The following is a 19,778-nucleotide window of genomic DNA, read 5'->3' as shown; positions in this document are numbered from 1 at the left end:
TGGAAGAGGGCGCCCTCCGTGCGGGGAGGGCGCCCTCTTCCATGTCGACGGACCGGGCGGGCGGCTCCGGCCCGCAAGGGCGGGCCGCCCGGTCACGGCCCCGGCTAACCGGCTGCCGCTATCCTCCCCGTCGCGCGCGCGGCCTTCGTCATTTCGAGGTCGCGGCGGCGACGCCGGGCGAGCACCACACGGCGCTCGGCGGCGGTGAGGCCGCCCCACACGCCGTAGGGCTCGGGTTGCAGGAGCGCGTGTTCGCGACACTCGACCATCACCGGGCAGCGGGCACAGACTCGCTTGGCCGCCTCCTCACGGGAGAGTCGCGCCGCGGTGGGCTCCTTGGACGGGGCGAAGAACAGGCCGGCCTCGTCTCGGCGGCACACGGCCTCCGTGTGCCATGGCGCTTCCTGATCCCTGTCCCGCACGGGCGCCCGCGGGGCCGGAACGGCAGCTACCTGCAGGGACTGATGCGGCGGTTGCAGCACGGTCTACTCCTGACGACGGCTTCGCGAGCGTGCCGGGCGCCGCGGAAAGTCCCGCAGCGCCCTCCAAGAGACGATGCAGCAAGGCCTACCCGCTGTGCGCGTGCCTATGCACTGAGTTCCGAAGCCCTGGAATTCTCGTGCGCGGCACGGCTGCCGGGACTGGACCAATACGCGGCCGATGCCGTTGAATTCACAAGCGTCAACGGTCCAGATGCTTGCGCAAACCCCTGTCGACGCGGTCCGCCACACGCTCGCTCACGCGGCTGGTCACGCGGTCGAGAATGTCCGCGACGAGCTTGCCGCGCCTGGGCCGTGCCTCGACATTTCCCAGGACGGCGAATCCGTCGACATAGACGACCGGCGCGTGGGGATCGCCCGAATCCAGCGTGTCCACTTCGAAGTTGCCCAGCACGCCGCCGCCATTGCCGCGCAGCGAGACATTCTCCGGGACGCGGACCTCCACGTGACCGAAGACGGAAATCGCCTTGATCACGACCTGCTGGTACTCGAAGATCGCCTCGCTGAGGTCTATCTCGACGCTGCCGAAGACCGAGTACACGTGGATACGACGGCCGGCGCGCCAGCGGCCCTTGCGGACCGCGGCGCTGAAGACCGCCACCACGTTCTCGTCGGCCTCGACCGGGATCGCGCCCGCGGCCGGGCGGTTGGGCGCGGAGGTGTAGGCCGCGTTCGCCCGGGCCGCGTGGGCGGCGGGCAGGTCCTGGACGAAGCGGTCGAGCTCGCCCACGGTCTTCGTGGCGAGCACCCCCTCCACCCGCTCGGCGTGCTCCTCGGCGGTCAGGCGCCCTTCGGCGAGCGCCTCGCGCAGGATGTCGGCGATCCGGTCGCGGTCGGCGTCGGAGGCACGGAGCTCGGACGGCTGCACGGCCGTGGCCACGGTCGGCTTCGCCGCCGTCGGGACGGTCGGGTCGGGGCGCTTGTGAAGGTCCACGGCAGCAGCGTACCCAAACGCGATAGATCGCGACTAGGGGTGTGGACGACTCCCGGCCGGGCAACTGAGCCCTACCTCACAAGGTCACCGTCCGAGCCAGGTTCTAGGCTGGTGGGCGCTGCCAATGGAGGCACGCCGCTGTCTGTCGAGTGAGGAATGGGCGAGATGCCTGAGTTCGCGTACACCGATCTGCTCCCCATGGGAGAGGACACCACCCCCTATCGGCTGGTGACCTCCGAGGGTGTCTCCACCTTCGAGGCCGACGGGCGCACGTTCCTCAAGGTCGAGCCGGAGGCGCTGCGCAAGCTCGCCGAAGAGGCCATCCACGACATCCAGCACTATCTGCGGCCCGCCCACCTCGCCCAGCTGCGCCGGATCATCGACGACCCCGAGGCGTCGGCCAACGACAAGTTCGTCGCGCTGGACCTGCTGAAGAACGCGAACATCGCGGCGGCGGGCGTCCTGCCCATGTGCCAGGACACCGGCACCGCCATCGTCATGGGCAAGCGCGGCCAGAACGTGCTCACCGAGGGCGGCGACGAGGCGGCTCTGTCCCGCGGCATCTACGACGCGTACAAGAACCTGAACCTGCGCTATTCGCAGATGGCTCCGCTCACCATGTGGGAGGAGAAGAACACCGGCTCGAACCTGCCGGCGCAGATCGAGCTGTACGCGACCGACGGCGGCGCCTACAAGTTCCTCTTCATGGCCAAGGGCGGCGGCAGCGCCAACAAGTCGTTCCTCTACCAGGAGACCAAGGCGGTCCTCAACGAGGGCTCCATGATGAAGTTCCTGGAGGAGAAGATCCGCTCGCTCGGCACGGCGGCCTGCCCGCCCTACCACCTGGCGATCGTCGTCGGCGGCACCAGCGCCGAGTACGCGCTCAAGACCGCGAAGTACGCCTCCGCCCACTACCTGGACGAGATCCCGGCGGAGGGCTCCGAGCTCGGGCACGGCTTCCGGGACAAGGAGCTGGAGGAGAAGGTCTTCGAACTGACCCAGAAGATCGGGATCGGCGCGCAGTTCGGCGGCAAGTACTTCTGCCACGACGTGCGTGTGGTCCGTCTCCCCCGGCACGGCGCGTCCTGTCCGGTCGCGATCGCCGTGTCCTGCTCGGCCGACCGCCAGGCCGTCGCGAAGATCACCGCCGAGGGCGTGTTCCTGGAGCAGCTGGAGACCGACCCGGCCCGCTTCCTGCCGGACACCACGGACGAGCACCTGGACGAGTCGTCGGACGTGGTCCGCATCGACCTCAACCAGCCGATGGACGACATCCTCGCCGAGCTCACCAAGTACCCGGTCAAGACCTGCCTCTCGCTCTCCGGCCCGCTCGTCGTGGCCCGTGACATCGCGCACGCGAAGATCAAGGAGCGGCTCGACGCGGGTGAGGAGATGCCGCAGTACCTGAAGGACCACCCGGTGTACTACGCGGGCCCGGCCAAGACGCCCGAGGGCTACGCGTCCGGTTCCTTCGGCCCGACGACGGCCGGCCGCATGGACTCCTACGTCGAGCAGTTCCAGGCGGCGGGCGGCTCCAAGGTGATGCTGGCCAAGGGCAACCGGTCCCAGCAGGTCACGGACGCGTGCGGCAGCCACGGCGGCTTCTACCTCGGCTCCATCGGCGGCCCCGCCGCGCGTCTGGCGCAGGACTGCATCAAGAAGGTCGAGGTCGTCGAGTACGAGGAGCTCGGCATGGAGGCCGTCTGGAAGATCGAGGTCGAGGACTTCCCGGCGTTCATCGTGGTCGACGACAAGGGCAACGACTTCTTCAAGGACCCGGCGCCCGCGCCGACGTTCACGTCGATCCCGGTCCGGGGCCCCGGCCTGGCGTAGGACGCCCCGGGCGTCGTGACGGACGCGCGACGCCTTCGGCGTCATGAGGGACTCGCGCAGGGCCGCTCCTCGGGGGGTGGCCCTGCGCGAACGGGGATCCGCCGAAAGGGCCGCTCCGCCGGAGCGGCCCTTTCGGCGTGTGCGGGTGGGGGAGGTCATTCGCCGTCTCCGCGCGTGTGCGGGTGAAGGCGGTCCTCGGCCGTCTGCTGAGGACGGGCCGTCGCCGTCTCCGCGCGGGTCCACGACCGGCGCGTGCCCGTGGCGTACGGCTGGTCCTCCCGGACGAACACCCCCCGCCCCGCTGACCGGCCACGGTGGGAACACCCGTGGGGTCCAGGATGCTGTCCCCCATGGAGGTGTCGTCAATGACAGATGGCCAGGCGGAAACCGCGTACCGGACCGAGCACGACTCCATGGGTGAGGTCCGGGTGCCGGTCGACGCGAAGTGGCGGGCGCAGACGCAGCGCGCCGTGGAGAACTTCCCGGTCTCGGGGCAGCGGATCGAGCGGGCCCACATCGAGGCGCTCGCCCGGATCAAGGCCGCCGCGGCGAAGGTGAACGGCGAGCTGGGCGTGATCGGCAAGGACGTCGCGGAGGCGATCCAGGAGGCCGCCGCCGAGGTCGCGGAGGGCCGCTGGGACGCGCACTTCCCGGTCGACGTCTTCCAGACCGGGTCCGGGACGTCGTCCAACATGAACACCAACGAGGTCATCGCCACGCTCGCGAGCGAGCGGCTCGGCCGGGACGTGCACCCCAACGACCAGGTGAACGCGTCCCAGTCGTCGAACGACGTGTTCCCCTCCTCCATCCACATCGCCGCGACCGCGGCCGTGACCCGGGACCTGATTCCCGCGCTGGAACACCTGGCGACCGCGCTGGAGCGCAAGGCGCGGGAGTTCGCCGACGTCGTGAAGTCCGGGCGCACGCACCTGATGGACGCGACACCCGTGACGCTGGGGCAGGAGTTCGGGGGGTACGCGGCCCAGGTCCGGTACGGGGTGGAGCGGCTGCGCGCCTCGCTGCCGCGGCTCGCCGAACTGCCGCTCGGCGGCACCGCCGTGGGGACCGGGATCAACACGCCGCCGGGGTTCTCCGCCGCCGTGATCGCGGAGGTGGCCCGGGCCACGGGGCTGCCGCTGACGGAGGCCCGCGACCACTTCGAGGCGCAGGGTGCGCGGGACGGCATCGTCGAGACCAGCGGGCAGCTCCGGACCGTCGCGGTGGGTCTGACGAAGATCGCCAACGATCTGCGGTGGATGGCCTCCGGGCCGCGCACCGGGCTGGCCGAGATCGCTCTGCCCGACCTCCAGCCCGGCTCGTCGATCATGCCGGGGAAGGTGAACCCCGTCGTCCCGGAGGCCGTGCTCATGGTCGCCGCCCAGGTCACCGGGAACGACGCCACGGTCGCGGTGGCCGGAGCGGCCGGGAACTTCGAACTCAACGTCATGCTGCCGGTCATCGCCAGGAACGTCCTGGAGTCGGTCCGGCTGCTCGCCAATGTGTCCCGGCTGCTCGCCGACCGCACCGTCGACGGGATCGTCGCGCACCGCGAGCGGGCCCGCGAGTACGCCGAGTCGTCACCGTCCGTGGTGACGCCGCTCAACAAGTACATCGGGTACGAGGAGGCCGCCAAGGTCGCCAAGAAGGCGCTGGCGGAGCGGAAGACGATCCGCCAGGTGGTCCTGGAGTCGGGCTACGTGGAGCGCGGGGACCTGACCCTGGAGCAGCTGGACGAGGCGCTGGATGTCCTCGGGATGACGCGCCCGTGACGGCTCCCGCCTCCCCGCGGACGCCGCATGACGTGGCGGTTACGTCCTGGGCCGGCCGGCGAGAACCGTGACGCGTGCCGCAGCGTCGTATGCCTGGGGCACCTAATATCTGTTCATGGCAGACGGTGGAGCGGTGAGGCGAGTGGGAGCGGGCGGGCCGGCGGAGCACTGGACCCCCGGCAGTCACATCCTGTGGCGGTACCGGGAGAACGCCGGCGCGCGCTTGCACATCTGCCGTCCGGTGACCGTCGTGCGCGACGACCCGGAGCTCCTCGCCGTGTGGATGGCCCCGGGCACGGAGTGCGTGAAGCCGGTGCTGGCCGACGGCACGCCGGTGCACGGGGAGCCGCTCGAGTCGCGCTACACCAAGCCGCGCTCGGTGCTGCGCGACCGCTGGTTCGGCACCGGGGTGCTGAAGCTGGCGCGGCCCGGTGACGCCTGGTCGGTGTGGCTGTTCTGGGAGCCGGGCTGGCGTTTCAAGAACTGGTACGTGAATCTTGAGGCACCGCTGGCCCGTTGGGAGGGCGGGGTCGACTCCGAGGACCACTTCCTGGACATCTCCGTGCACCCGGACCGGAGTTGGCGCTGGCTCGACGAGGACGAGTTCGCGATGGCCCAGCGGGCCGGTCTGATGGACGCTCAACTGGCCGCGCGGGTACGGCAGGCGGGCTGGTCGGCCGTGGACGTGATCAGGTCGTGGGGTGCGCCGTTCTCGGACGGATGGCAGCACTGGCGGCCGGATCCGTCCTGGCCGGTTCCCTTCCTGCCCGATGACTGGGACCGTACGCCCGCGCACGTGTCCTCATGAGACCCTTGATGCGCCCCCGTGGTACAACCGTAGGATCGTCTTCCGCAAGGGCGCACCGCAGCAACAACTCCCGCAGTACGAGCCGGGCTTGACCATATGTCATCGAGGGGCGGCAGGACGTGAGCGAGCGGTACGAGGGGCACGGCGGCGCGGCCCGTGGCGGACCGGACGGAGCGGCGTCCCGCGCGGCGCTGCCGTCGGCGTCCGGCGCGCGGTCGCGTACGGTTTCCCTGTCGGCGTCGTCCGGCACGGCGTCATCCACCCGGCCCGCAAGGCTGCCTGACGCGGTGTCGCGCACGGCGCTCGGGTCGGCGCGGCCCGTCCCCGGCACGGCCGCGGCCGTGCTCACCCTCGGGCCCGACCCCGACGACGCGCAGATTCCGTTCCTGGGGCACACATTCCGGGTATCGGGGCTGCGGGACGAACTGCACGCACGGCGCGCAGCCCCGGACGGATGGATTCGACACGCGTGACGGAGTACCCCACCTCGCACGAGCGCCGCCAGCCCGGTGCCGGCCGGCCGCCCGCCCCCGCGGACCCCCGCGGGGCACTCCTGCGTACCCCGGAACAGTCGTCCTCCCTGCCGGGCGCCTCCGCGTTACCCGTCCAGTCCGCCCGCTCGGGCGACGCGCCCCAGGGACCCGCCGCCGCCACACCGTGTGGCCGGCGCGCCACGGGTCAGGTCTCGGCCGACGTCGACATGACGTCGTCGTCTGGCTCCTCCGGCACCGGCGCGTCCACACCGCCGCCCGCCTCCTCCGGCTCCGAACACTCCCAGCCGTCGGTGACCGAACCGGACGCGCACCGCCCGCGCCCCGCGCCCGAGGGCATCCCGGCCCAGCCGGCCGCGGAGCAGGACCGCCCGCCGCGCGCCCCCGGCGCCAAGGAGCGGCGTACCGGGCAGACGCTGCCGCAGGGCGGCCCGATGCCGATGCGCAGGGACGGCGACCGGCTGCGCTTCGTGGGCGCCGCGACCCGCAGGATCGCGCGCGGCATCGACCTCGACGAGATCGTGATGGGCCTGTGCCGGGCCACCGTGCCGACGTTCTCGGACGCGATCCTCGTCTATCTGCGCGACCCGCTGCCGGTCGGCGACGAGCGGCCCACCGGGCCCCTCGTGCTGCGTCTGCGGCGCACCGACCGGATTCCCGAGGAGCGGGACACCGACGGTGGCTTCATGCCGGCGCTGCGGCCCGAGCCGAGCGAGCTGTCGGCGATGACGGCCGAGCTGTGCGAGGTGCGTCCGGGCGGTGCCCTCGCCGAGGTGCTGCGCGGTGTCCGCCCGGTGTTCGCGGACGCGCCCGCCGCACGTGCGGCGCTGCCCGAGCTGCTCGGCGACGACCTGGTGGTGCCCGGCGGGCAGCGCGCGATCCTGGCCCCGCTGCGCGGGCGCCGCAGGGTGATCGGCGCGGCCCTGTTCCTGCGCCGCCCGGAGCGTCTCGCCTTCGAGGCGGACGATCTGCTGGTCGCCGCGCAGCTCGCCACGCACAGTGCCCTCGGCATCGACAAGGCGGTGCTGTACGGGCGTGAGGCGTACATCGCCGACGAGCTCCAGCGCACGATGCTGCCCGAGACGCTGCCGCGGCCCACGGGCGTGCGGCTGGCCAGCCGCTACCTGCCCGCCGCCGAGACGGCGCGCGTCGGCGGGGACTGGTACGACGCGATCCCGCTGCCGGGCAGCCGGGTCGCCCTGGTCGTCGGTGACGTCATGGGGCACTCGATGACGTCGGCGGCGATCATGGGGCAGCTGCGGACGACCGCGCAGACCCTGGCGGGGCTCGATCTGCCGCCGCAGGAAGTGCTGCACCACCTCGACGAGCAGGCGCAGCGGCTGGGCACCGACCGCATGGCGACCTGCCTGTACGCGGTCTACGACCCGGTCTCGCACCGCATCACCATCGCCAACGCGGGCCATCCGCCGCCGGTCCTGCTGCATCTGGGCGGGCGCGCCGAGGTGCTGCGGGTGCCGCCGGGCGCCCCGATCGGTGTGGGCGGCGTTGACTTCGAGGCGGTCGAGCTGGACGCGCCCGCCGGGGCGACGCTGCTGCTGTACACCGACGGTCTGGTCGAGTCCCGGCTCAGGGACGTGTGGACCGGCATAGAGCAGCTGCGGGAGCGGCTGGCCGCCACGGCGCAGCTGACCGGGCCCGACCACCCGCCGCCGCTGGAGGCGCTGTGCGACGAGGTGCTCGACATGCTCGGTCCGGGCGACCGGGACGACGACATCGCGCTGCTCGCCGCCCGCTTCGACGGGATCGCGCCCAGCGACGTCGCGTACTGGTTCCTGGAGCCGGAGGACGCCGCCCCGGGACGGGCCCGCAAGCTGGCCCGGCGCGCGCTGTCGCGGTGGGGTCTGGAGGAGCTGACCGACTCGGTGGAGCTGCTCGTCAGCGAGGTCGTGACGAACGCCGTGCGCTATGCGTCACGGCCGGTGACGCTGCGGTTGCTGCGGACCGACGTCCTGCGCTGCGAGGTCGGTGACGACGTGCCGCAGCTGCCCAGGCTGCGGCAGGCCCGCGCCACCGACGAGGGCGGCCGTGGGCTGTACCTGGTGAACCGGCTGGCCAGGCGGTGGGGCGCGACACGGCTGAGCACCGGAAAGGTCGTCTGGTTCGAGTTGAACCGGGGCTGAGGGGGTACTCGCCCCCCTCACCCCGGGCGGCCCGGGACAGGCACGGACGTGCGGCGCCGGGCGGCCGCGCCCGGAGCCGGGCCGGTTCTCCGGCGTCGGCGTCCCTGTCGGCGCCGGACCGGTGCCGGGACCGGACGCGGCCCATATGTGGACCGACTCGGTCCACATGTTGCCGACATTCCGTCGGCGGCGTTGACTGCTGGGGTGAACGAAGCGACCTGACGACTCTTTTCTGACGGGAGGACGCTCGTGACGCAGGCACCCCAGAAGGCTCCGTACACCACGAACAACGTCGGGAATCCGGTGGAGAGCGACGAGCACTCGCTCACCGTCGGCCCCGACGGTCCGATCCTGCTCCAGGACCACTACCTGATCGAGAAGATGGCCCAGTTCAACCGGGAACGGGTCCCCGAGCGGGTGGTGCACGCCAAGGGCAGTGGAGCGTACGGATTCTTCGAAGTCACCAACGACGTCAGCCAGTTCACCAAGGCGGATCTCTTCCAGCCGGGCAAGCGCACCGAGATGCTGGCGCGGTTCTCCACCGTCGCCGGCGAGCAGGGATCGCCGGACACCTGGCGCGACCCCCGCGGCTTCGCGCTCAAGTTCTACACGGAGCTCGGCAATTACGACCTGGTGGGCAACAACACTCCGGTCTTCTTCGTCCGGGACACGATCAAGTTCCAGGACTTCATCCGCTCGCAGAAGCGCCACCCGGCGACCGGGCTGCGCAGCAACGACATGCAGTGGGACTTCTGGACGCTGTCGCCGGAGTCGGCGCACCAGGTGACCTGGCTGATGGGCGACCGCGGCATCCCCAGGACGTACCGCCACATGAACGGCTACTCGTCCCACACCTACATGTGGATCAACGGTGCCGGTGAGCGGTTCTGGGTGAAGTACCACTTCAAGACCGACCAGGGCATCGACTTCCTCACCCAGGCGGAGGCCGACGAGCTGGCCGGCACGGACGCCGACGTGCACCGCCGGGACCTGTACGAGTCGATCGAGTCGGGGAACGCTCCGAGCTGGACGCTCAAGGTCCAGATCATGCCGTTCGAGGACGCGGCGGACTACCGCTTCAACCCGTTCGACCTGACGAAGGTCTGGCCGCACGGGGACTACCCGCTCATCGACGTCGGCCGGATGACCCTGCACAGGAACCCCGAGGACTATTTCATCCACATCGAGCAGGCCGCCTTCGAGCCCTCGAACCTGGTCCCCGGCATCGGCCCCTCGCCGGACAAGATGCTGCTGGGCCGGCTCTTCTCCTACCCGGACACGCACCGGTACCGGATCGGCCCCAACTACAGCCAGCTGCCGCCCAACAGGCCGCGCTCCGCGGTCAACTCGTACGCCAAGGACGGCCCGATGCGCTACGAGGCGTCGAACGCCGCCCGGCCGTACGCGCCCAACTCGTACGGCGGACCCGCCGCGGACTACGGGCGGTTCGGGGATCCGGCGAGCTGGGAGACCGCGGGCGAGCTGGTGCGCGAGGCGTACCGGCTGCACAACGAGGACGACGACTGGGGGCAGCCGGGCACACTGGTCCGCCAGGTGCTCGACGACGCGGCCCGTGACCGGCTGGTGTCGAACGTCACCGGGCATCTGAAGGCCGACGTGTCGCGTCCGGTCCTGGACCGCGCGCTCCAGTACTGGCGCAACATCGACAAGGAGATCGGCGACCGGATCGCGCACCGGGTCAACGGAGGCTGACCCGGTCCGTCCAGGCGGCCCCGGCGCCCCGCCCCCTGCGCACCGCGGAGGGGGCGGGGCGCCGTCGGCGCAGATCATTTTCAGCCGCCGTCGTGGCGAAGGCCGCGCCGTCGCCCGCGAACCCGGATACGGTTCCGGAGCACCGGAAGGGCCGGTTCGGGCAGGCCCGTGTGGCGGCGAGAGGCGGGGAAGGCACTGTGGACGGCATCGCATGGATCCGGGAGACCTACGACGCCTACTGCGTCACCTTCGCCAAAGGCCTGAGCGCGGAGGAACTGGTCCGCCGGATGGGCGGGGACCCCGGACGGATCGTGCCTTCCCTGTCCGCCGAGGACGCGCTGGAGCTCGCCCGCGACAAGGGCCCGGTCGCCCGGCTGGGCACGAGCAACGGCTGGGCCTTCGCCCTGGAACCCGCGAGCGCCGAGGGCACCGACCGGCGCCTCCTGCGGCGCGTGTCCGAGGGCACCGAGGCGGTCATGCTGCTGGACAGCGGAATGCCGCCGTACTGGTTCGTCCACGCCCGCGACGGCGAGATCGCGGCGGACTTCGAACCGGGAGTGGAGGCCGAGCAGATCGGCGGCAGCGACCCGTCGTTCCTCGTCCCGGCCATGCAGAGCGCGGGCATGCTGCTGCCGGACGGCACGGCGGACCCGGAGGACTGGGAACCCGAGCGGCGCATCCTCACGGTGGCGGAACGGGTCTTCGCGCTGGACCTCCCCCGCACGGCACTCGAGGCCGGAACGCTCCCGGCGGTTCTTCTGGCCTAGGTTCCGGACCGCCCCGGACGCCCTGGCCCGGCGCGTTCCGTCGTGCCGGACCCAGGCGTCCTGCCGGGCCGGCACAGGGACCGGAGACCGGCCGGCATGTCGCCGGTCGGCCGGTCTCCAGTGGCCGGGGCGGTCGCGGGCACGGCTTGGGCCGTGCCCGCCGGACCTGACGGTCCGCCGCCCTACCGGGTACGGACCACACAGATCTGCGAGAGATCCGTGCACCCCTCGAAGCCCGGCACGCTCACATAGAACGCGTCCTTGTCGAGCATCCGGTTGTTCGGCACGAAGAACAGGCCGATCCGGTTGGCCGCTCCCGAGTTCTCGTCGCCCGGGATGCTGGCCCGGCCGCAGATCTCGTTCCAGGTGTTCACCCGGGCGTAGCGCGGGTCCTCCAGCAGGGTCCAGCCGGTGCTGAGGGGCTTGGCGTAGAGCTGGGTGCACTCCTTGCCGTTGCTCACCGCCTGCGGGGGCATCCCGCCGCTCTGGTAGGTCGCAGCGAACGGGTACTCGTCACAGCTCGACGTGCTGTTCGGCGGCTTCGAGTCGGGGTGGCCGACGAACTTGTCGGGTCCGCTCGTCGGACAGATCACCTTGCGGTTCGCCTTCTGGCGGTCGGTGCTCGCCAGGTAGTTCAGCGGCGAACTGTGATCGCGGCTGCCCGGGTGGTAGGGCAGCTTCTGCATGAGGATCCAGTAGAACGCCGCCGCCGAGGGGTTCGCCTCGGTGTTGACGACGTACGTCGGGATGTAGTCGGGGAAGACGCATCCCACGGTGCTCTTGCCCTTGGCCTCACGGTCGCAGCGGATGCCCAGCTTTCCGCTCGGCGGCTGGTAGTCCGCCCCACCGTTCGGGGCGCCGCCCATGGTCGAGGAGAGGATCCAGTTCAGGTGGACGGTCTCGTTGCCGGCCGTGCCCGACCATGTGTGGTCGATCCGGCCGACCGCCTCGTGCTTGTCCAGGCCCGACCACTCCGGCAGGCCCGACCAGGTGATCCCGGCCGACGAGCAGTTGTGCTGGCAGAAGGACTGCACGTTGATCGTGACGGGCGGAACCTTCGGGTCGACCGTCGTCGGCTGGACCGACACCGTCTGCTGGATCGTGGGGCTGTCGAGGTCCAGGTCGATCTCGTGCTTGTACGCGTAGATGTTCTGCGCGATGGGCGTGCCGTTCTCGTACAGCGTGGCCGAGAAGCTGTCCTGGAGACAGGCCCTGGTGCGCGTGTAGAACATGTCGGCGCCGCTCTTGGAACAGAACGCGGTGCCCGCCGCGGCCGCGGCGCCCTTCCGCTGCGAGGTCTTCTCGGCCGGCTTCCCCCGGAACTCCAGACAGACCTCGGAGTTCCTCTTGCCCTTGACGGCACGGCAGTCGAAAGCGCGCGGGTGTTCGTCGGCGGTCGCCCCCGCACGGGAGGACTGCACACCGGGCCGCGGGAAGACGTGTCCGGGCAGCGTGGTGACGGGCTCCACCGCGGGCGGCTCTGGAGCGCCGGGGTTCCACTCCGGCAGCCGCATGTCGGTGATCAGGTCGTAGCTGCCCGGGACGAAGGCCACCGCGTCGAAGGCGATGTCCTGGTCCCCGGTGCCGTCCGGGGTGATGGTGTCCAGCCGCACGGCGGCGGCGTTGTCGAAGCGGTACGCGCCGAGCGACACCCAGCGGTTGCCGTCGCCGGGCTGCTTGATCGTGCGGGTCTCGGTCCCGTACGCGGTGTCGATCTCGTACCGCGCGTAGTTGGTCTGCGCTCCGTGGTCGGGCAGGTGGACCATGACCTTCGCCTGGCCCTTGAGCGTGTCCTTCAGCTTCCAGGTGCCGGTGATCTTCAGCCGCTGGCCCTTGGCGTCGTCCTGGCGGGTGTGGCCGAAGTAGAAGTGGCCGCCGAAGCCCGCGCCCAGCTGGTGGAGGTCCACCTTGGCGGGATAGACGGTCTCCACTCCGTTGTTGGCGAAGTTGAAGCTGAACGTCCCGGAGTTCGTCCAGGAGTTGGTGCAGCCCGGGCGGACGACCGGGGTGCCCGCCGGCACGTCGTCGACGATGAGCGCGTTGCCCGGGAGACCGCTGGTGCTGCACACGGGCGGGTACGCCGTGCCGTCGGCCTCCTCCGGCATGCTGTCGCCGAAGCGGATGAACTCGTATCCGCACGTGTCGGCGCAGTCGCTCTTCCAGGTCACCGGCTTGTTCCACCAGCACTGGAAGTCGCTGCGTCCGCAAGGCCCGCTGCTCACAGTGTCGTTGGAGGCACCGTCGGATATCCGGGCCGGATCGCAGCTGTTGGAGGAGTTGCAGAACGCGTCCTCCGGTGCCTTGAGGTGGGCACGGTTGTACAGGGCGCTGCCCTTGACCGTGACGGCCTCGGAGGTGCCGTTCCAGGTGGAGGGGCGGAAGGCCGGGACCATCACGCCCGGGGACTCCAGGAAGGACGGCGGGTGCGCGGCGAAGCCGAGGACCTTCTCCTGGTAGGGCCAGTTCTGCGGGCGGGCGGCGGCGCTGGCGTCCTCGCCGCCGGCGGCGTTCTCCATGAACGGCAGGCGTCCGGCGTCCCATTCGGGATTGGCGGGGTTGTTGGCCCAGCCCAGGCCCCAGGGCGAGCCGTTGCCGGCGTCGGGGTGGAAGCCGGAGTTGTACGCCCACAGGGCGAAGTACCAGTTCTCGGGCCGTCCCGTGGTGCCGTGGTTGGCGATCATGCCCGCGGCGCGGGTCTCGTTCCACTTGGAGATGAGGGTCTGCAGGCCGGCGGAGATGTTCGCGGTGTAGTCCAGGGCGGCGGCCCGCTGCTTCTGGTAGTCCCAGGCGGCACCGCCGTGGCCGTCCTCGCGGCCGGCCATCCGCATGTGGTCGGTGATCTGCGTGATGCCGTAACCGCAGTCCGCCTTGGCGAAGTTGACGTCCCAGTCGTTGCTGGTGTCACCGTCGTAGAGGTTGATGCCGTAGTAGTTGCCGATCAGCGGGCTGGCGGTGACGCCGGGCACGGCCGAGCGGGCGGCCTGCCACATGTTCGACTCCTGGGTGGTCACGCCGAGCATGACCTGCGCCATGGCGCGACCGCCGCCGTCCAGCGCCGGGTTCAGGAAGAGGGCCTGCGGCATGTAGGCGGGCATGCCGAGGTTCTTCCAGTTCGCCGCACGCGAGACGTGCGTGTTGAGCATGCCCCTGACGGCCTGGTCCACCGCCCACTCCACCTGGCGGGGCTTGGGCTGCATGGCCTGGTTGCGCGGGTCGTTGCGGGGCACGGAGCAGGTGCGCTCCGACTCCACCGGGTCGCTCGGGTCACCGGCGGCCGTCGCGGTCACCGACGCCTTGCCACTGCCTCCGGAACCGGTCAGCAGACCCGGCGACGCGTCTCGGCCCTGACCCGCGTGGGCGGACACCCGCCGGGCCGGGTCCACGGTGAAGGACGCCGTGCGCCCCGTGGCGCGGGTGGTCAGGGACATCTTCACCGTACGGGCCTTGGCGGTCTCGCCGGGCAGCAGCAGCGTCCCCTTGCCGTCGCCCCACGTCGTGTGGGTCAGAACGGCCTCGCCGCGCGAGGAGACGGTGGCGTCCTTCGGCACGGACGCCAACCGCCGTACGGTGGAGGGGAGTCGCTGGGCCGTCGGCCGCGTGGTGCCGGTCACGTACACGGTGCCGGCGCTCCGGGTCAGCCCCGTCTCGGTCGCGAGCCCCTTGGCCAGTACGGCAGCACGCGTGCCGCGCGGGTCCGGGTGCGCCACGGCGCCGGCCGTGATGCGCTTCACCCGGGACGTGGCGCCGCGCTTGTCGAGGAAGGCCAGTCCGCCGTCGCCGTCGGGCGTGAGCCGGTAGGGGACACCGTCGGTGCGGACGAGGGCCTTGCGCGTGCCACGGGCGTCGATCTTGACGACCTCGGCACCTGAGGCGGCGAGGACGGAACCGTGCGCGGCCGGGACGGCCGAGGTGACTTGCCCTCGCAGCGCGATCGGCTTGCCCACCCTGCCCGTCGACGCGTCCAGCCGGAACAGCCGGGTGCCGGGCAGGTCTTCGCCCCCGGACTGGGTCAGGATCACCGACTCCCCTGGCCCGCAGCCCGGGTCGTAGTACGACAGCGACGCCTTCAGCTTCAGCTTCGTCACCCGGCCGGAGGCCAGATCGACGACCGCGGTGAACCCGCCCCGGGCCATCAGCTGGGGTTTGTTGGTGAAAGTGCGGGGCGCGTAGACCACCACTGCCCGCTTGCCCGAACCGGTGACGCAGATGTTGCCGATCCAGGCGTCGGCGTCGAATCCCGGTTCGGAAAGCGACGCCGTACTGCGCCAGGTGTAGCCGTCCTTCTTCCGGGCCGTGAGGATGTGGAATCCCTCCGCGTCACCCGATGTGGTCCACGCCAGGTCACCCGAATTCTTCCAGGTCTTGCCCAGTACCGCGGCCCGCTCTGCCGACGGCACCGCGTCGCGCCGGTTCTCGGCCGACGCTTTCGTGGCGGGAGCCGCCGGTGCCGGCGGGGCGGCCCAGGCCACGGCCTGAGTCAGTCCCGCGAGCACCGCCCCGGCCGCCACCGCGGCCAGCGGTGCCCTCGTTCGTCTGTGGAATCTCAACGGTTCTCCTTCACAAATGGGCTCCCGCAGCACGGGAGTTCCGGAAGGGGAAAGGGCGCATGAAACGCAATCCGGGCACGCGTGACAGCCCGCGCACGGTCGGCGGAATTCGTGAATACAGGCCGTGAAGAGGCGCGGGCCACTGGTCAGTGTGGAGCGCGCGTTGCCACTCGGGTTCCCTCCCCGTTACCGGAAAGCATGATCCGCGCGCGCGGCCCGGGTCAACAAAATTCTCATCGAACTCTGAGCTTCCGGAACGTCTGGCCAATAATCGACCGTCGACATATCCGGCAAGTCCCGTCCGCACACAAGGAAAAGGCACCCGGAGAATCGCCGGGCGCCTTTTTCGCGCGCCAGTGCGCCCTCCTCGACCTGGGGGTCCGAGGCTGATGGGGAAGAGTCGACGGGACTACCCCAGGATCGTGACGCGCGCCCGGTCGTTCGCCGGGTCGAGGTCGTGCCGCCGGTCCGGGCCCCGCGGGGGGCGAGGACGATTCCGTCACCTCTGCCACCATGTGGTCGACGATCCACCCCGCCCCGCCCTAGGTCGACTCGCGCACCACCAGTTCCGTCGGCAGCCTCACCTGCTGCCGGGGCGCGCCGTGTTGGGTGATCTCGGTGAGGATCCGGACCATCGTGCGGCCCAGTTCCTCCACCGGCTGGCGCACCGTCGTCAGGGGCGGGTGGGCATAGCGGGCGAGTGAGTCCTCGAATCCGACGACGGCGACGTCGCCGGGTACCTGCCGCTGCCGGCGGCGCAGTTCTTCCAGGGCGCCGAGCGCCATGAGGTCGGAGGCGGCGAACACGGCGTCCAGATCAGGGGCGCGTTCAAGAAGCGAATACATCGCCCGGCGGCCGCTTTCCCAGCTGAAGTCGCCGATCTCGACCAGGACTTCGCTCGCGGGTGCCCCCGCTTCGCGATGGGCGGTGCGCCAGCCCTCGAGCCGGCTGCGGCCGACGTCCATGTCCAGCGGACCGGCAATCGTGGCGATCTTGGTGCGTCCGCTGCTCAGCAGGTGCCGGACGGCCTCCGCCGCCCCGCCGGCGTTGTCGGCGTGCACGTAACTCAGTCGCTCGCCGACGTCGCGGCGGCCGGCCAGCACGGTGGGCAGACCCAGGTCCTCCAGCATCCCGGGCAGCGGATCGTCGGCGTGGACGGAGACCAGCAGGACGCCGTCCACGCGGCGTGCCGCCACCGACTCGGTGAGCTGCTCCCGCTCGGCCTGGTCGCGGACGAGCATCAGCTGCAGCTGCGTCCGGCTGTCGGCGAGGGCTTCGCTGACACCTCGGATCAGTGCGGCGAAGAACGGTTCCGAGCCGAGTCGGCTCGCCGATTCCGGGATGACCAGGGCCACCGCGTCGGTGCGGCTGGTCACGAGGCCGCGGGCGACCGTGTTGGGTACGTAGTTGAGTTCCTTGATCGCTGCCAGGACCCTGGCCCGCGCGTCGGCACTGACCAGCTCCGAGCCGTTGACGACCCGGGACACCGTCGTCCTGCCCACACCCGCACGGGCGGCGACCGTTTTGATCGTCGGACGGCGATTCCCAGCCATTGCGCTCCCCTCCCGGCAGCCGCGCGACAGCGTCGGCCGCGCTGATGACCAGCATCGATTCTTGCAGACGCCGCTGCCGGGCGGGCCCTGCGCCGTCCAAGCACGAGGACCGCGACGGCCGGGGCAATCTCTCTTCGTCGTGTTCAAGTCATTGACAGATCGGCTCGATGCGGTGAGTCTGCCATGCGTCGGTGGGAACGTGCCCACTTTTTCTTTGGTCAGCGATGGGCACGTACCCACCACCCCACCAGAGCCGCAGTAGACGTCGCAAAGCGTGTCAATTCGACGCGTCCGCGCCGCCGCCTAGGAGGAGATCCATGAGCAGTCCCGGTTCGTTCGGCAGAAAGAGGCTGGCGTCAGCAGCTGCGGCCGTATGCGCGTTGGCGCTCGTCGCCGGCTGCGGCAGCAGTGACGGCTCGGTCACGGGCGGTGGCAAGAAGGACGGCAAGACCGTCATCACCATGGGCATGTTCGGGGTGATGGGCTTCAAGGAGTCGGGCCTTCTCGAGCAGTACGAGAAGGAGCACCCGAACGTCGAGATCAAGGCCGAGATAGCCGGCGACGAGCAGACCTACTACACCGCGCTGCAGACCCATCTCGCCGCGGGCAACGGCCTGAAGGACATCCAGGGCATCGAGATCGGCCGGGCCAAGGAGATCACCGAGACGCAGGCCGACAAGTTCGCCGACTTCTCCCGCACGGCGGGCACCGACCACTTCCTGCCCTGGAAGCAGTCCCAGATCACCACCAAGGACGGCAAGGTGCTGGGCCTGGGGACCGACGCCGGCCCGATGGCCGTGTGCTACCGCAAGGACTACTTCGCCAAGGCCGGTCTGCCCACCGACCGCGACGCCGTCGGCAAGCTGTGGGCGGGCGACTGGAAGAAGTACGTCGAGGTCGGCCGCACTTTCAAGAAGGACTTCAAGGGCGGCCGCGTGTCGTACATGGACTCCTCCAGCGGCCTGTTCAACGCCATGGTCTACGGCTATCCGCAGCAGTACTACAACGAGAACGGCGACCTGATCTACGACAAGAACCCGGTCGTCAAGCAGGCCTGGAACCTTGCCGCGGACGCCGCCGACGACGGGCTGAGCGCGAAACTGCGCCAGTTCCAGCCCGGTTGGGACCCGGGACTGGCCAACGGCACCTTCGCCACCGCGGTCTGCCCGGCGTGGATGCTGAGCCACATCAGCGAGAAGGCCGGTGACAAGAACAAGGGCAAGTGGGACGTCGCCAGGGCCCCCAAGGGTGCCAACTGGGGCGGCTCCTTCCTCGGCGTGATGGAGAAGAGTCCGGTGAAGGCGGAGGCCCAGAAGCTCGTCGCCTGGCTGACCGCGCCGGAGCAGCAGGCCTACATCTTCAAGAAGCTGGGCAACTTCCCCTCCTCCCGCCAGGCGCTCGAGCAGGACGACGTCAAGAACGTCACCTCCGGGTACTTCAGCGGCGCGCCGATCGGCCAGATCTTCGGTGCCGCCGCGCAGGAGATCCCCGACAAGCAGGTCCTCGGCCGTAAGGACGGCACGATCAAGGACACCTTCTCCCAGGGCCTGGCCCTGGTCGAGCAGGGCCAGTCGCGGGACAAGGCGTGGAAGACCACCGCGGAGCGCATCGACAAGGCGGTCGGCTGACCTCTCGGGCCTTTCGACACCCCGGGCGCGCCCGCACCCTGCCGGGCGCGCCCGGGGCCCGGCTCAGACATCCGCTCTCAGGAAGGAACTCCGGTGGCCACCTCCACCACCAACGCCCTGGCCGGCGAGGAGCGTTCGGGTCCGCCCACGAAGACCCCCGACGGGGAGACCGGCCGGCGGCGCAGTGCGCTGCTGCACCGGATCGACCTCAAGGGCGCACCGTATGCGTTCGTCGCGCCGTTCTTCGTCGTCTTCGCGGCGTTCAGCTTCTACCCCCTCGTCTACACGGCGTGGATCTCCCTGCACCATGTGGAACTGGCCACCCTCGACTCCATGCAGTGGGTGGCGTTCGACAACTACGTCGACCTGTTCACGGACTCACGGTTCTGGAACGCGCTGCAGAACACCATCACCATCGGCGTCATCTCCACGGTGCCGCAGCTGCTGATGGCGCTCGGGATGGCGCACCTGCTCAACTACCGGATGCGCGCCTCGCTGTTCTTCCGCGTCGCGTCACTGGTGCCCTACGCCACCTCGGTCGGCGCGGCCGCCCTCGTCTTCACCATGCTCTTCGAACGCGACTTCGGCATGATCAACTGGGTGCTCGGCTGGGTCGGCATCGACCCGCTGGACTGGGAGGCCGACAAGTGGCCCGCCCAGGTGGCCATTTCCAGCATCGTGATCTGGCGGTGGACCGGCTACAACGCGCTGCTGTACCTGGCGGCCATGCAGGCCATCCCTGCCGAGCGGTACGAGGCGGCATCCCTCGACGGCGCCTCGCGGTGGAAGCAGTTCACCCATGTCACCGTTCCCGGGATCCGCTCCACCGTCGTCTTCACCATCGTGCTCTCCACCATCGGCGCCACCCAGCTGTTCGGTGAGCCGCTGATCTTCGGTCAGGGGCCCAACGGGGTCACCGGCGGCGCGGACAACCAGTACCAGACGCTGGGTCTGCTGCTGTACGAGGAGGGCTGGAAGAACTACCAGATGGGCCGCGCGGCGACCGTCGCCTGGGCGATGTTCCTGCTGCTCATCCTCGTCTTCGCGGCGCAGCGCCTGATCCGCCGGCTGCGCCCCCGCACGCCCTGACCAGG

The 19,778-nt window shown here is 70.5% G+C and carries 12 protein-coding genes; 8 read left to right on the top strand and 4 right to left on the bottom strand.

The features are described 5' to 3' along the window. Window positions 1–104: 104 nt before the first annotated feature. Both H305_RS48015 and H305_RS0135620 read right to left on the bottom strand, forming a co-directional pair. Window positions 105–482 carry a WhiB family transcriptional regulator gene (locus H305_RS48015; protein WP_028804654.1) on the bottom strand — a complete coding sequence of 126 codons (378 nt, stop codon included), beginning with the start codon at window positions 480–482 and terminating at the stop codon, window positions 105–107. Window positions 483–681: 199 nt separating this feature from the next. Then, a complete protein-coding gene (locus H305_RS0135620; protein WP_028804653.1) occupies window positions 682–1,434 on the bottom strand; it encodes a DUF1707 SHOCT-like domain-containing protein in 753 nt (250 codons plus the stop codon). A 165-nt stretch (window positions 1,435–1,599) separates the two neighbouring features. On the opposite strand from H305_RS0135620, the gene H305_RS0135615 reads away from it, so the two are divergent. The 6 genes from H305_RS0135615 to H305_RS49615 all read left to right on the top strand — a co-directional run bounded on the left by H305_RS0135615 (window position 1,600) and on the right by H305_RS49615 (window position 10,956). Beyond that, window positions 1,600–3,267 carry a fumarate hydratase gene (locus H305_RS0135615; RefSeq protein WP_028804652.1) on the top strand — a complete coding sequence of 556 codons (1,668 nt, stop codon included), beginning with the start codon at window positions 1,600–1,602 and terminating at the stop codon, window positions 3,265–3,267. 365 nt (window positions 3,268–3,632) lie between these two features. Beyond that, window positions 3,633–5,036, top strand: a complete 1,404-nt coding sequence (locus H305_RS0135605) for a class II fumarate hydratase (RefSeq protein ID WP_028804651.1) — start codon at window positions 3,633–3,635, stop codon at window positions 5,034–5,036. Between the two features lie 115 nt (window positions 5,037–5,151). Next, complete coding sequence (locus H305_RS0135600; RefSeq protein WP_051371307.1) at window positions 5,152–5,844, top strand: DUF402 domain-containing protein; 693 nt, start codon at window positions 5,152–5,154, stop codon at window positions 5,842–5,844. A gap of 454 nt (window positions 5,845–6,298) precedes the next feature. Next, window positions 6,299–8,476, top strand: coding sequence for an ATP-binding SpoIIE family protein phosphatase (locus tag H305_RS0135590; protein ID WP_199791502.1), 2,178 nt, complete (start codon window positions 6,299–6,301; stop codon window positions 8,474–8,476). A 249-nt stretch (window positions 8,477–8,725) separates the two neighbouring features. Continuing rightward, window positions 8,726–10,189: a catalase gene (locus tag H305_RS0135585; protein WP_028804647.1), complete on the top strand. Its 1,464-nt coding sequence runs from the start codon at window positions 8,726–8,728 to the stop codon at window positions 10,187–10,189. A gap of 197 nt (window positions 10,190–10,386) precedes the next feature. Further along, window positions 10,387–10,956 carry a DUF6461 domain-containing protein gene (locus H305_RS49615; protein WP_051371305.1) on the top strand — a complete coding sequence of 190 codons (570 nt, stop codon included), beginning with the start codon at window positions 10,387–10,389 and terminating at the stop codon, window positions 10,954–10,956. Window positions 10,957–11,138: 182 nt separating this feature from the next. Here the strand turns inward: H305_RS49615 and H305_RS48005 are convergent, their stop codons facing one another. Continuing rightward, window positions 11,139–15,503, bottom strand: a complete 4,365-nt coding sequence (locus H305_RS48005) for a hypothetical protein (protein WP_158690636.1) — start codon at window positions 15,501–15,503, stop codon at window positions 11,139–11,141. 542 nt (window positions 15,504–16,045) lie between these two features. Continuing rightward, a complete protein-coding gene (locus H305_RS0135570) occupies window positions 16,046–17,056 on the bottom strand; it encodes a LacI family DNA-binding transcriptional regulator (RefSeq protein ID WP_028804646.1) in 1,011 nt (336 codons plus the stop codon). 317 nt (window positions 17,057–17,373) lie between these two features. Here H305_RS0135570 and H305_RS0135565 point away from each other — a divergent pair, with 317 nt between their 5' ends. Both H305_RS0135565 and H305_RS0135560 read left to right on the top strand, forming a co-directional pair. Further along, the gene (locus H305_RS0135565; protein ID WP_028804645.1) at window positions 17,374–18,684 is read left to right on the top strand and encodes an ABC transporter substrate-binding protein; all 1,311 of its coding nucleotides are present in this window, start codon (window positions 17,374–17,376) and stop codon (window positions 18,682–18,684) included. Window positions 18,685–18,777: 93 nt separating this feature from the next. After that, the gene (locus tag H305_RS0135560) at window positions 18,778–19,773 is read left to right on the top strand and encodes a carbohydrate ABC transporter permease (protein ID WP_028804644.1); all 996 of its coding nucleotides are present in this window, start codon (window positions 18,778–18,780) and stop codon (window positions 19,771–19,773) included. The last annotated feature ends 5 nt before the right edge of the window (window positions 19,774–19,778 follow it).

It is taken from the genome of Streptomyces sp. 142MFCol3.1 (assembly GCF_000424945.1).
In the GTDB taxonomy this organism is placed as follows: domain Bacteria; phylum Actinomycetota; class Actinomycetes; order Streptomycetales; family Streptomycetaceae; genus Streptomyces; species Streptomyces siamensis.
This window is presented reverse-complemented; position numbering and strand designations above follow the sequence as displayed.